This is a genomic window from Thauera sp., assembly GCF_034003485.1.
Taxonomy (GTDB): Bacteria; Pseudomonadota; Gammaproteobacteria; order Burkholderiales; family Rhodocyclaceae; genus Thauera.
Genome location: NZ_JAVEYL010000019.1, coordinates 75,903 through 88,219 on the forward strand (window position 1 = coordinate 75,903; position 12,317 = coordinate 88,219).

12 protein-coding genes are annotated in these 12,317 nt (G+C 69.5%); 1 reads left to right on the forward strand and 11 read right to left on the reverse strand.

The window, feature by feature from the left end:
* The first annotated feature begins 59 nt into the window (after window positions 1–59).
* A complete protein-coding gene (gene hemL / locus RBT54_RS12200; protein ID WP_320367342.1) occupies window positions 60–1,343 on the forward strand; it encodes a glutamate-1-semialdehyde 2,1-aminomutase in 1,284 nt (427 codons plus the stop codon).
* A gap of 35 nt (window positions 1,344–1,378) precedes the next feature.
* On the opposite strand, the gene mgtE is transcribed toward hemL, so the two are convergent.
* The 11 genes from mgtE to RBT54_RS12255 all read right to left on the reverse strand — a co-directional run bounded on the left by mgtE (window position 1,379) and on the right by RBT54_RS12255 (window position 12,008).
* Complete coding sequence (gene mgtE / locus RBT54_RS12205; protein WP_320367343.1) at window positions 1,379–2,821, reverse strand: magnesium transporter; 1,443 nt, start codon at window positions 2,819–2,821, stop codon at window positions 1,379–1,381.
* Window positions 2,822–2,943: 122 nt separating this feature from the next.
* Window positions 2,944–3,636, reverse strand: a complete 693-nt coding sequence (mtgA, locus tag RBT54_RS12210) for a monofunctional biosynthetic peptidoglycan transglycosylase (RefSeq protein WP_320367353.1) — start codon at window positions 3,634–3,636, stop codon at window positions 2,944–2,946.
* Between the two features lie 31 nt (window positions 3,637–3,667).
* On the reverse strand, window positions 3,668–4,501 hold the full coding sequence (gene aroE / locus RBT54_RS12215; protein ID WP_320367344.1) for a shikimate dehydrogenase: 834 nt from the start codon (window positions 4,499–4,501) through the stop codon (window positions 3,668–3,670).
* A 15-nt stretch (window positions 4,502–4,516) separates the two neighbouring features.
* Entirely contained in the window at window positions 4,517–5,455 is a 939-nt protein-coding gene (locus RBT54_RS12220) for an energy transducer TonB (protein ID WP_320367345.1), read from the reverse strand.
* 21 nt (window positions 5,456–5,476) lie between these two features.
* On the reverse strand, window positions 5,477–7,384 hold the full coding sequence (locus RBT54_RS12225; RefSeq protein ID WP_320367346.1) for a ribonuclease catalytic domain-containing protein: 1,908 nt from the start codon (window positions 7,382–7,384) through the stop codon (window positions 5,477–5,479).
* A 333-nt stretch (window positions 7,385–7,717) separates the two neighbouring features.
* Window positions 7,718–8,593, reverse strand: a complete 876-nt coding sequence (rarD, locus tag RBT54_RS12230) for an EamA family transporter RarD (protein ID WP_320367354.1) — start codon at window positions 8,591–8,593, stop codon at window positions 7,718–7,720.
* 196 nt (window positions 8,594–8,789) lie between these two features.
* Window positions 8,790–9,674 carry a methyltransferase domain-containing protein gene (locus RBT54_RS12235; protein WP_320367347.1) on the reverse strand — a complete coding sequence of 295 codons (885 nt, stop codon included), beginning with the start codon at window positions 9,672–9,674 and terminating at the stop codon, window positions 8,790–8,792.
* On the reverse strand, window positions 9,671–10,315 hold the full coding sequence (locus tag RBT54_RS12240; RefSeq protein ID WP_320367348.1) for a YqiA/YcfP family alpha/beta fold hydrolase: 645 nt from the start codon (window positions 10,313–10,315) through the stop codon (window positions 9,671–9,673). The genes RBT54_RS12235 and RBT54_RS12240 overlap by 4 nt, the downstream gene beginning before the upstream one ends.
* Before the next feature lie 13 nt (window positions 10,316–10,328).
* Window positions 10,329–11,153, reverse strand: a complete 825-nt coding sequence (locus RBT54_RS12245; RefSeq protein ID WP_320367349.1) for an undecaprenyl-diphosphate phosphatase — start codon at window positions 11,151–11,153, stop codon at window positions 10,329–10,331.
* Between the two features lie 78 nt (window positions 11,154–11,231).
* Window positions 11,232–11,486: a YkgJ family cysteine cluster protein gene (locus RBT54_RS12250; protein WP_320367350.1), complete on the reverse strand. Its 255-nt coding sequence runs from the start codon at window positions 11,484–11,486 to the stop codon at window positions 11,232–11,234.
* Between the two features lie 3 nt (window positions 11,487–11,489).
* Complete coding sequence (locus RBT54_RS12255) at window positions 11,490–12,008, reverse strand: DUF2478 domain-containing protein (RefSeq protein ID WP_320367351.1); 519 nt, start codon at window positions 12,006–12,008, stop codon at window positions 11,490–11,492.
* Window positions 12,009–12,317 lie beyond the last annotated feature (309 nt).

Consider the following 12,317-nt stretch of genomic DNA (forward strand, 5'->3'; position numbering starts at 1 on the left):
CGGTTGCGTGCGCGGCGCGACAATGCCGCCTTTCGCACGCAGCACAGGAACACTCTGCCATGACCAGCCGTAACGAAACCCTCTTCCAGCGCGCCCAGCGCACGATCCCCGGTGGCGTCAATTCGCCCGTCCGCGCCTTCCGCTCGGTTGGCGGCACGCCGCGCTTTCTCGAGCGCGCCGAAGGCGCGCGCGTGTGGGACGCCGACGGCAAGGACTACATCGACTACGTCGGCTCCTGGGGCCCGGCGATCGCCGGTCACGCCCACCCGGCCATCGTCGAGGCGGTGCGCGAGGCGGCGCTCAAGGGCCTGTCCTTCGGCGCCCCGACCGAGAGCGAGGTCGACATGGCCGAGCTGATCTGCGCGCTGCTGCCTTCGGTCGAGATGGTGCGCCTGGTCAGCTCCGGCACCGAGGCGACGATGAGCGCGATCCGGCTCGCGCGCGGCTTCACCGGCCGCGACGCGATCGTGAAGTTCGAGGGCTGCTACCACGGCCACGCCGACAGCCTGCTGGTGAAGGCCGGCTCCGGCCTGCTCACCTTCGGCAACCCGTCCTCGGGCGGCGTGCCGGCGGATTTCGCCAAGCACACCATCGTGCTCGACTACAACGACCTGCAGCAGGTCGAGGACGTGTTCAAGGCGCGCGGCGACGAGATCGCCGCGATCATCGTCGAGCCGGTGGCCGGCAACATGAACCTGATCAAGCCGGCGCCCGGTTTCCTCGAGGGCCTGCGCCGAATCTGCACCGAGTACGGTGCGGTGCTGATCTTCGACGAGGTGATGACGGGCTTCCGTGTCGGCCCGCAGGGCGTGCAGGGCCTGTACGGCATCACGCCCGATCTGACCACGCTCGGCAAGGTGATCGGCGGCGGCATGCCGGTGGGCGCCTTCGGCGGGCGTCGCGACATCATGGAAAGGATCGCGCCGCTCGGCAGCGTTTACCAGGCCGGCACGCTGTCCGGCAGCCCGGTGGCGGTGGCGGCGGGCATGGTCTCGCTGAAGCTGACGCGCGAGGCGGGCTTCTACGAGCGCCTGGCGGCGAGCACGCAGCGCCTGGTTTCAGGCTTGTCCGCGGCGGCGCGCGATGCTGGCGTGACCTTCAGTGCGGATTCGGTGGGCGGCATGTTCGGCGTCTATTTCGCCGACAAGGTACCGGCGTCGTTCGCGGATGTGATGGCTGCGGACAAGGAGCGCTTCAACCGCTTCTTCCACGCCATGCTGGAAGCAGGTCACTACTTTGCGCCCTCTGCTTTCGAGGCCGGCTTCGTGTCGGCGGCGCATGGCGAGGCGGAGATCGACGCCACCGTGGCGGCGGCGCGCGAGGTGTTTGCGAAGCTGGGCTGATTCAAGCAGGGGCGCCGCGTCGGGCGCCCCGCTGCTCACAGCAGGAACAGCGTCGCCAGCCCCAGGAAAATGAAGAACCCGCCCGAGTCGGTGAGCGCGGTGATCATCACCGAGCCGCCGAGCGCCGGGTCGGCGCCCAGGCGCTGGCGCAGCATCGGGATCAGCACGCCGGCGCAGGCCGCCAGCAGCAGGTTCAGCGTCATCGCCCCGGTCATCACCAGCCCGAGCTCGACGTTGCCGTACAGCCACCACGCCAGCACCCCGAGCAGGCTGCCCCACACCACGCCGTTGATCAGCGCCACGCCGAGCTCTTTCTTGAGCAGCCGTGTCATCGCCGACTGCTCGACCTGACCCATCGCGATCGCGCGCACGATCATCGTCACCGTCTGGTTACCCGAGTTGCCGCCGATGCCGGCCACGATCGGCATCAGCGCGGCGAGCGCCACCAGCTTCTCGATCGAGTCCTCGAACAGGCCGATCACGCGCGAGGCCACGAAGGCAGTCACCAGATTGACCGCCAGCCACGCCCAGCGGTTCTTCACCGAATCCCACACCGAGGCGAAGATGTCCTCCTCCTCGCGCAGACCGGCGTGGCTCAGGATCTCGGCCTCGGATTCCTCGCGGATGTAGTCCACCACCTCGGCCACCGTCACCCGGCCAATCAGGCGCTTCTCGGTGTCGATCACCGGCGCGGACACCAGGTCGTAGCGCTCGAAGGCCTGCGCCGCGTCGTCGGCCTCGTCCTCGGGGGTGAAGCTGATCACCGGCTCCTTGCGCATCACGTCCGCGACCAGGGTCTCGGGGTCGGTGATCAGCAGCGATTCGAGTGACAGGATGCCTTTGAGGTGGTCGTCGCGGTCGATGACGAAGAGCTTGTCGGTGTGGTCGGGCAGCTCATCGAACAGGCGCAGGTAGCGCAGCACCACTTCGAGGGTGACGTCCTCGCGTACCGTCACCATGTCGAAGTCCATCAGTGCGCCGACGGAGTCCTCGGGGTAAGACATCGCCGCGCGCAATTGATCGCGGCCTTCGCTGTCGAGCGACTGGAAGACGTCTTCGATGACCTCGGGCGGCAGGTCGGGTGCGAGGTCGGCGAGTTCGTCGGCGTCGAGCGATTCGGCTGCGGCCTTGAGTTCCTCCGGCGCCATCGTTTCGATCAGCGACTCGCGCACCGCGTCGGAGACTTCGAGCAGGATCTCGCCGTCGCGCTCGGCCTTCACCAGGTCCCACACGTACAGGCGCTCGTCGAGCGGCAGCGCTTCGAGGACGTAGGCGATATCAGCCGAGTGCAGGCTTTCGAGCTTGGCGCGCAGGCCGGCCTCGTGCTGTTTGTGCACCAGGTTTTCGACCAGCGCGTGGCGCGGCATGTCCTGACGATGGACGAGGTCTTCCACCACCTTCTGGCGGGCGAGCAGTTCCTGCACCTCGCGGAGGTGGTGCTGGACGTCGTCGGGGTGGAGGTCTTCGGGCTCGGTCATCGCGCGGGTGGCAGGCTGGAGCGGACAGGCCGAATTCTACGGGCTCGCTTGCGCGACGGGGTCGCCGATTCTGTTGCAGTGCGAAATTTTGTCGTCGGCCCGCAGCGCGACGGCCTTGGACTTCAAGGCACCTGCGAATGGATCATCCGCCGTTGCACGCGCGCGGCGTGGGCCGCGAGCCGAGGGCCGTAGTTGCGCTCGTAGTGGCGCGGATTGGGCAGCATCACGGCCAGGCGCGCGGCCTCGCCCGGCCCCAGGCTGGCAGCCGGGCGTCCGTAATAGCGGCGCGCGGCGGCCTCGGCGCCGAACACGCCGTTGCCCCACTCGGCCACGTTCAGATACACCTCGAGGATGCGGCGCTTGTCCCAGGTGGTCTCGATCATCAGCGTGATCACTGCCTCCTGGCCCTTGCGCAGCCATGAGCGCGACGAGGACAGGAACAGGTTCTTGGCGAGCTGCTGGCTGATGGTCGAGCCCCCGGAGGCGATGCGGCCGCGCTCGGCGTTGCGTTCGAGCGCGCGCTCGATGCCCTCCCAGTCGAAACCCGCGTGGTCGAGGAAGCGGTCGTCCTCGGCCGCGACCACCGCGCGCTTGAGGTGGATCGAGATGCGCTCGTAAGGCACCCATTGGTGGCGCAGCTCGGCCTTCGGGTCGGCCTTGCGCAGCTCGGCCAGGCGGATGCGCATGAAGCTGGTGCTGTCGGGGTCGAAGCGGCTCCACCAGATCACCTGGGTCAGCAGCACCGCCTGCCAGAACAGCAGCAACAACAGGGCGACGGCGAGGCCGCGGCCGAGCCAGGTGAGCGCGCGTCGCATCCTGTTCATGAATTCGGCCGGCGCTGCGGGCTCAGCCCGCGTCGATCTGGCGGCGCAACTCGGCCAGCACCGGAGCGCTGTCGGGACGTACGCCACGCCACAGCGTGAAGCTCTCCGCCGCTTGCTCGACCAGCATGCCGAGCCCGTCCGCCACCCGCGCCGCACCGTCGGCGAGCGCGGCACGCATGAAGCGGGTGGGCGCGCGGGCGTACATCATGTCGTAGGCGAGTGCGCCCTCGGCGTACAGGCCGGGGGGTAGCGGCGGGAGCTCGTCGGCGAGGCTGGCGGCGGTGGCGTTGATGACCAGGTCGAAACGGCGGCCGGCGAGCGCGTCGAAGCCGCAGGCATCGAGCGCGGTGTCGCCCGCGCGCGCAGCGAACAGCGCGGCCAGCACGTCGGCCTTGGCGACGGTGCGATTGGCGATGGTGAGGCGGGCGGGGCGGCTGTCGAGCAGCGGCAGCAGCGCGCCGCGCGTGGCGCCGCCGGCGCCCAGCAGCAGGATGCGGCGGCCGGCGAGTTCCAGGTTCAGGTTGGCGCTCAGGTCGCGCACCAGCCCGGCACCGTCGGTGTTGTCGCCGTGGATGCCGTCGGCGCCGAAGGCGAGCGTATTGACCGCGCCCGCCGCTTGCGCGCGCGCGGTGTGGCGATCGGCGAGCGCGAAGGCCTCGAGCTTGAAGGGGACGGTGACGTTCAGGCCACGCCCGCCGTGGGCACGGAAGTCGGCGACGGTCTGCGCAAAGCCGTCCACCGGCGCAAGCAGCGCCTCATAGCTCAGTTCCTGCCCGGTCTGGCGGGCAAACGCGGCGTGGATCTGGGGCGACTTGCTGTGGGCGATCGGGTTGCCGATGACGGCGTAGCGGTCCATGGGCGGGTCTCGTGGTCAGTAGGCGCGGACGCGGTCGCTGCGTTCGAACTTCCAGGTGCGGGTGATCTCGATGATGTCGTATTCCTTGCGGATGTCGGGCGGGAAGGGGGCGTAGGGCGCCGCCATCTTCACGATCTGCACCGCGGCCTCGTCCAGCACCTTGTGGCCGGAGCTGCGCTGTACGCCGATCTTGTCCACCGAGCCGTCGGCGCGGATCGACACCGACAGCAGCAGGCTGCCGTAGAGCTTGCCGCGCGCGGCGTCCGGATAGTTGAGCGTACCCACGCGCTCGACCTTCTGCCGCCAGTCCTCGACGTATTGCGCGAAGCGGTATTCCTGCGCGCGCGCGCCGATGAACTTCTTGCGTGGGCGTTTGGCCAGCTCCTGCAGGTCGCGGTCGATCTGCGCCTCGAGGCGGGCGACGGCCGCGGCACTGTCGAGCAGGTCGAGGCCGCTGACCTGCGGCGGCGGTTCCGGCTTGGGCAAGGGTTGCTCGACCTTCTTCGGCGCGGCAGCGACCTTGGCGGGCGCTTTTTCGCGAGTGATCACCTGCTTCTGGTCGCGCACGGGCTCGGGCGTGCGGCGCTTGGCCTCGATCAGCGCATCGCCGTCGCGGCGCGTGGGCTGCGGCGGCAGCGGCGTGCTCGGGCGCACGTTCTGCTCGGTGTTGCCGCCGCCGTCGACATTGGCCTGGGCGAGCACGTCGGGCTTGTCGGGCGCCTTGGCGTGACGGGTGTTGACCAGCACCACCTCCAGGCCCTTGTCGCGCACCGGCTTGCTTTCGGGCAGGCGGAACTGGATCAGCAAGAGCAGGCCGTGGAGGGCGAGCGAGAGCGCAAAGGCAGCAACGAGCAGCGGCCCGCCGAAGCGACGCAGGCGGTCGGCCAACGTCAGCGCACCCGCACGCGCGGGCCCGGCGATCGGGGCGGAAGAGGGCGGATCAGCCTGCGACATGGTGGCTGGGGCGTTGGGGGCTCAGGCGAAACCGAAGCCTGCCTCCGTCACCGTGTCGGGATCGGGCTCGGACAGGGTGCGCAGGAAGCGTGCCTCGATTTCGACGTCGAGCAAGTCGGTGTGTTCCACGCAGAGCTTCACCCGGCTGCCTGTCATCTGCAGCGGCATCGAGGGGACGCGGAACACGAGCGGGATCTCGGTCAGGCGCACGACGCTCTCGCGCAGCACGGTGGCCTCGACCTCGCCGCGACCATGCTGGCGCAGCCAGCGCAGGCACCAGTAACGTTCCATTCCACGCTGGAATTCGGCGTACTCGGCGTAGGTGAGCTCGAAGTCGCGCAGCGCTGCCATCAGGTCGGCCGACTTGGGCGCAAATGCGGGCGGCGTGCCCTGCAGCACCGAGACGATCTGCCACTGGTTGACCAGGTCCACATAGCGCCGCAGCGGTGAGCTCGACCACGCGTAGCAGTCCACACCCAGCGCCTCGTGCGGCGCGGCGACCGTGGTCATGCGCACCTTGCCGCCACCCTGGGCGCGGTACAGGCCCGGCACGCCGGCCTTGTCGAGCAGCTTGCCCCAGGTCATGTTGGCGTAAATCATCAGTTCGGCGACCAGCTTGTCCATCGGCGAACCGCGTAGCCGCCGGCTGATGCTGACCAGGCCCGGGCCGTCGGCGGTGTCCTGAGTCCAGTCCACGCTGAAGCCGAAGTCGATGCGATCCTCGTTGCCGGCGGCCTTGCCGCGGCCAGCCTCCATCACGGTGGCGAGATCCCACAGCAGGGTGAGTTCGCGCTTCCACTGGAAGTCCGGGCCTTCGCCATGCACGGTCTCGTCGTTGAATACCGGCTCGATGTCGTGGTGGCGCAGGTTGGCCACGATCGGCACGATCTCGACGCGGCTCTCTTCGCCGACGATGGCGAGCCCCGGGGTGACGTCCAGGTAGAGCGACACCGCCGGGCAGTCGCTGCCTTCGGCGAGCGTGAAGGTCTGCACGACCTCGTCGGGCAGCATGGTGATCTTGCTGCCCGGCATGTAGACGGTGGACAGACGGCGGCGGGCGATCGCGTCCACGCCCGAACCGCGCGCGAAGCCGAGCGCGGGTGCGGCGATGTGGATGCCGATGCGCCAGCCGCCGCCGGCGCGCGGCGTCACCGAGAAGGCGTCGTCGATCTCGGTGGTGGAGGCGTCGTCGATCGAGAACGCGGCTACGTCCGCGCGCGGCAGGTCGCCGGGCAGGGAGGCCGCCTCGATGGCGGGGAAGTTGGTGCCCTCGGGGAAGTGCTCGAACAGGAAGCGGTTGTAGTGGAAGTCGTAGCTCGATGCGAGCGCGCCGCACTTCAACAGCAGGCGCGCGGCCGACAGTCCGCTGTCCACGCAGGCGGCTTCCAGGGCCTTGATCTCGGCGCGGTTGCGATCGGGGCGATAAAGCGCCTGCGGCAGCAGCGCGGCGAGCTCGGGCGGCATCCGGCCGTCGACGAGCTCAGCGCGCATGTGCTCGATCGCCGCGGCTTGCTGGCGCTTCTTCTCGAGGCCGGCGAGCGCGGCCTGCAGGATGTCGGCCGGCGCCTTGCGGAAGCGTCCCTTGCCCTTGCGATGGAACCAGATCGGCGCCGAGTGCAGGCGCAGCAGCACGGCGGCGGATTCGACCGCGGTCGGCTTGCGGCCCTGGTATTCGGCGGCGAAGTCGGTGAAGGCGAACTCGTCGTCGCCACACACCTCCCACAGGAATTCGACGTCGAGCGCCTCGGCGTCGGCGTCGGCGCGGGCGAGCAGGTCGGCGGGGCCGGGTTCGCGGAACTCCATCAGCACATGGGCGCGCTTGAGCTTCACGCGCTTGCCGTGGGTGTTCTCGACCTGCAGCGTGGCTTCGTTATCGGCGAGGATCGTGCCGGCCTTGAAGGCCCCGTCCTCTTCATACAGCACGAACATCGGCATCCGCCTGAAGAAAGCTAGCGCACTAGTCTACTGGATTCGGGCCGCCGGCCCTATCGCCCGATGCGTTGGCCGGGTGTGTCGGCCGGCTGGGTCTCCGGGGCGTCGGGCTCGGCGCGCCTCCGAGCCGGCCGCGGGGCCGGGGCGGGGGGCGCCGCCTGCATTCGCGGCCCTTCGCTTCGCTGCGGGCTGCCCTCGGTGGAGGTCGGCGCGGGGGCGGCGACGCAAACTCGGCGCTGCGCGCCTCAAACATGCGTCGCCTTGGTTCCCCCGCGACGTCCTCCACCTCGGCGCTCATGAAGTTGGCGGCCCCCGCCCCGGCCCCGCGGCCTAGCGAGCCCTGGCCGCCCTGCGTCCGGCCCGCAACAGGTCGGCGGAATACACCGCGAGCGCGAGCCAGATCAGGCCGAAGCCGACGAGCTGGGTGGTGTCGAAGGGCTCGCGGAAGAGCAGGACGGCGACCAGGAAGTTGAGGCTGGGCGCGATGTACTGCAGGAAGCCGACGGTGGCCAGCGGCAGGCGGCGCGCACCCACCGCGAACATCATCAGCGGCACCGCGGTGATGACGCCGGTGAGCGGCAGCAGCCAGTCGGTGAGCTGGCCGCTGCCGAAGGACAGCGTGCCGTGTTGGTACAGCCAGCCCAGCCAGATGAGCGCGAGCGGGGCAACGAGCAAGGTCTCGACGAACAGGCCGCTGACCGCGTCGACCGGTGCCCTTTTGCGCAGCAGGCCATAGAGCCCGAAGGTGCCGGCGAGGAAGAGCGGAATCCACGGCGGGCTGCCGAGCTGCCACACGCGCCAGCCGACCCCGGCGCAGGCGACCGCCACCGCCACTGCCTGCAGCGGGCGCAGGCGTTCGCCGAGGAAGATTGCGCCGAGCGCGACGCTGACCAGCGGGTTGATGAAGTAGCCGAGGCTGGCCTCGAGCAGGCGCCCGGCATCGATCGACCAGATGAACACCAGCCAGTTGCTGCTGGTGAGCAGCGAGGTCAGGGCGAGCAGCGCGAGCAGGCGGGGCTGTTGCCACACGGCGCGCACGCGCTCGAACCCGCCGGTGAAGGGCACGAAGGCGAGCAGGCCGGCGAGGAGGAGCGCGGACCACAGCACGCGGTGGGCGACGATCTCGAACGGCGGCACGTTGCCCAGCGCGCGGAAATACAGCGGTGCCAGTCCCCAGACGATGAAGGCGAAGAGCGCGGCGAGCATGCCGTTGCGCACCGTGTTCGGGTCGGGCACGGGTGTCGGCGCGATGGTTGCGGCTGCGGCTGCGGCGGGGTGAGGCTGGGAGCGGGTGTCGGGCACGGCGTCAGGCAGGGGCGGGAAGCGGGGAGGGTGGTGCCCACAGAAAGGGCGGCGCGCGCCCGGCAAGATGGAGCGCGTCGAGCGGCTGGGTTGCAGGCCGTCAGCCCGGACGGCGCGCCGAGGCGATCAGGGTGCGCGCCGGCAACAGGTAGCCACCGCGGCCGTCATCGCAGCAATGAGCGGCGAGGTCGTCGGTGACCGCTGCCCGCAAGCCGGCCTGGGTGGCCTCGGGCAGGCGGCCGAGTGCTTCGGCCGCGCCGCCGGCGAGGTCGAGGAAGGCCTGCCAGTAGGCTTCGGCGTCGATGAAATGACAGGCGAAATCGCACGGCCGGATGTCGATGTCGTCGAAGCCGGCGGCCTCGAGCGTGGCGGCCAGCACGTCAGCATCGCCGTACTGGAACACCGACGGGCGCGCGACCTTGGGGGGCGGCAGCAGGCGTGCGATGGTGTCCTGGGCGCGGTGGATCAGCGGCACGGTTTCGCGCAGCCCCCACACCGACAGCGCGACCCGGCCGCCGGGTACGAGCACGCGTTGCATCTCGGCGAGCGCGCGCTCGGGGTGCGGAAAGATGAACAGCGCCAGCCCTGCCAGCACGCGGTCCACGCTGGCGTCGGCCAGGCACAGGTGCTCGGCATCCGCGGCAGCGAAGCAGGGGGTGTCGGCGTGTTCGCCGCAGCGGCGCGCGCCCTCGGCGAGCATGCCTTCGGCGATGTCGGTGGCGAGCACGGTGCCGCCGGGGGCGACGCGCAGCGCGGCGTCACGGGCAAGCAGGCCGGGGCCGCTGGCGAGGTCGAGCACGCGCTGGCCGGGCACGAGCGCAGCGGCTTCGAGCAGTGCGGCGGCGAGGTCGGTGCGCAGGTGTGCGCCCTCAGCGTAGCGCGCAGCAATGCGGTTGAAGCCGGCGCGCTCCATGGCCTTGAAGCGGCGGGCGTCGAAGCCGGGTGGCGCTGCGGCGGCGGGGGCGTTGCGGTCGTTCGTGCTCATCGTGTGTCGCCTGTGTCGAGTCCAGCGCGGGGAGTCATCTGGCCGAGTCCGGCGAGGGAACTCGTGTCGTCGAGCCCGGCGTAGGTAATCACCGCGTCGAGATAGTCGCCCCAGCACGAAAAACCGTGGTCGCCGCCTTCCAGCACGGTCTGCCGGGCGCCGGCGTATTTTTCTACCGCGTGGCGGTAGTCGAGCACCTCGTCGCCGGTCTCGAGCAGCAGCCAGTAGCGTTCCGGCCGGGTGATCGCGGGCACCTCGAGCGCACGCAGTTCGTCGATGTGGCCGCGGGTGAATTCGAAGCGTTCGCCGGTGTACATGTTGTCCTGCATGCCGACGTAGGCGCCGAGCTCGAGCGGGGCGACCACCGCCGGATTCACCAGCACGGCCTGCAGGTCGTGGCGTTCGGCCAGCCAGGTGGCGTAGTAGCCGCCGAGCGAGCTGCCGGCCACGGTGGGCGTCAGCCCCTCAGCGCGGGCGCGGGCGATTGCGGCTTCGGCGAGCGCGATCGCGGCGCGCGGCGACACCGGCAGTTGCTCGCACCAGAAGCGGTCGGCGAGGCCGCGCTCGACCATGCGCGCCTTGAGCGCCTGCGCCTTGATCGAAGCCGGGGCGGAACGGAACCCGTGCAGGTAGATGATCATGGTGCGTGCTCCATCAGGCTTCGGACCATTCCACCCAGCCGAAGTACCAGGTCGCGAGCACGAAGATGCCGAACACGATGCGGTACCAGGCGAAGACGATGAAGGTGTGGTTGGAGATGAACTTGATGAAGCTCTTCACCGCCCACATCGCGGCGACGAAGGAGGCGACGAAGCCGACCGCGAACACCGGCAGGTCCTCGAGCCGCAAGAGCGCCCAGTTCTTGTACAGGTCGTAGGCGGTCGCGGCGAACATGGTCGGGATCGCCAGGAAGAAGGAGAACTCGGCGGCCGTCTTGCGCGACAGGCCGAAGATCAGGCCGCCCATGATGGTCGCGCCTGAGCGCGAGGTGCCCGGGATCATCGCCAGCGCCTGGGCGAAGCCGACCTTGAGCGCATCGCTCCAGCGCATCTCGTCCACATCGTTGATGCGCGGGTGGTAGGCGCGCTTTTCCACGTACAGGATGATCAGGCCGCCGACCACGAGCGCGGTCGCCACCGTGATCGGGTTGAACAGCAGGCTCTTGATCGTGGAATGGAACATCAGCCCGAGCACCGCCGCGGGCAGGAAGGCGATGAACAGCAGCCCCACGAAGCGCTGCGCGGCGGGCTCGGTGGTGAGCCCGCTGGCGACCTTGATCAGGCGTTCGCGGTAGTCCCAGCACACGGCGAGGATGGCGGCGAGCTGGATGACGATCTTGAACACCTTGCTGGTGTCATCGTTGTAGCCGAGGGCATCGCCGATGATGATCAGGTGCCCGGTGGAGGACACCGGCAGGAATTCGGTCAGGCCTTCGACGATGCCGAGGACGAGTGCGATGAGGAGGAGGGAGAGGTCCATGCGGCGGAGGTCGGGCGGTAGGCAGAGGCGGGGATTATAGCGGCGGGAATATTGCGCTGCGGGATGGTGTGTCGCCGCTCAGGTCGATGTCATCGCTTCGAGTTCGGTCAGATAGTGCATCGCCTGCGCCCGATCCGCGCCGCACATCTCCAGCGCGGGCCGCAGGCTGGCGCACACGGCGGGGCGGCGCGGGTCGCCGAACAGGCGGCAGCGGTCGGCCTCGTCGAGCTGGACGCAGCGCACGCCGGCGGGCTTGCCGTGGGGCATGCCGGGAATCGGCGAGGAGATCGACGGTGCAATGCAGCAGGCGGCACAACCGGGGCGGCAATCCACCGCTCAACCTGCTGCCTGCTGTTCGGACCACCATTGCAGGATGGCCTCGAGCGTGGGTGGCAGCAGGGCGCACTCGTCGCCGGTGAACTGCTTCCATTCGTCCAGGAAGCGCTCGCCCACTGCGGTCAGCAGCGGCACGCCGGCAAGCACCGTCTCGCCCATCTCGTCGCGCAGGCCGGCGCCGAACACCTCCTGCGCGCCGAACTTGTTGATGATGACCAGATCGACGCCGCGTTCGAGCGCGCCGCGCACTGCCACCGAGCCGCGCGCCAGCGCATCGGGATCGACCCGGCACGACACCGAGCCGCGGCCGAGATCCTGCGACAGCGGGATGCTTTCGCCCGTTTCGAGGTTCTCGAGCTGCATCGCGCACGGGTCGTCGATGACCGTGGGGATGTCGTGCTGCAGCACGCCGCCGAGCCGCACCCCGCGTTCGGCCAGCGCACGCGCTGCAAGCGCGAGCAGGGCCTCTATGTTGTCGGTGGGCTTGTAGACGACGGCGGCGATGGTGTGGGCGGGCATGGTCGTAGTGGGGTGACAGGCGGGGTGACGGGTGGGGTGGGGCGGGCGCGAAGGCGCATATTGTCGCACCGCTGCGTCAGCACGGGGCAATGCGGAGGATAATGCGCGGCCTGACAAACCCGACTCCGGATCCATGAGGGCTGAAGAACAGGGCGGGCGCCGCCCGTCCGCGCTGCCGAACTGGCTCTATGCCGTTTCCAGTGGAAATTGACTTCTCAACAAACATGATCTGCGGTGGTACAACCGCCCGACACTGACGCCGACCTCGCACCCGATGAACAACCAGATCGAAGCCCTCTTCACCACCGC

Bases quoted from the DNA above. Each gene is read 5' to 3' on its own strand.
- hemL (WP_320367342.1), top strand. From the start codon at position 60: ATGACCAGCCGTAACGAAACCCTCTTCCAGCGCGCCCAGCGCACGATC.
- mgtE (WP_320367343.1), bottom strand. From the start codon at position 2,821: ATGACCGAGCCCGAAGACCTCCACCCCGACGACGTCCAGCACCACCTC.
- mtgA (WP_320367353.1), bottom strand. From the start codon at position 3,636: ATGCGACGCGCGCTCACCTGGCTCGGCCGCGGCCTCGCCGTCGCCCTG.
- aroE (WP_320367344.1), bottom strand. From the start codon at position 4,501: ATGGACCGCTACGCCGTCATCGGCAACCCGATCGCCCACAGCAAGTCG.
- RBT54_RS12220 (WP_320367345.1), bottom strand. From the start codon at position 5,455: ATGTCGCAGGCTGATCCGCCCTCTTCCGCCCCGATCGCCGGGCCCGCG.
- RBT54_RS12225 (WP_320367346.1), bottom strand. From the start codon at position 7,384: ATGTTCGTGCTGTATGAAGAGGACGGGGCCTTCAAGGCCGGCACGATC.
- rarD (WP_320367354.1), bottom strand. From the start codon at position 8,593: ATGCTCGCCGCGCTCTTCGCCTTCATCGTCTGGGGACTGGCACCGCTG.
- RBT54_RS12235 (WP_320367347.1), bottom strand. From the start codon at position 9,674: ATGAGCACGAACGACCGCAACGCCCCCGCCGCCGCAGCGCCACCCGGC.
- RBT54_RS12240 (WP_320367348.1), bottom strand. From the start codon at position 10,315: ATGATCATCTACCTGCACGGGTTCCGTTCCGCCCCGGCTTCGATCAAG.
- RBT54_RS12245 (WP_320367349.1), bottom strand. From the start codon at position 11,153: ATGGACCTCTCCCTCCTCCTCATCGCACTCGTCCTCGGCATCGTCGAA.
- RBT54_RS12255 (WP_320367351.1), bottom strand. From the start codon at position 12,008: ATGCCCGCCCACACCATCGCCGCCGTCGTCTACAAGCCCACCGACAAC.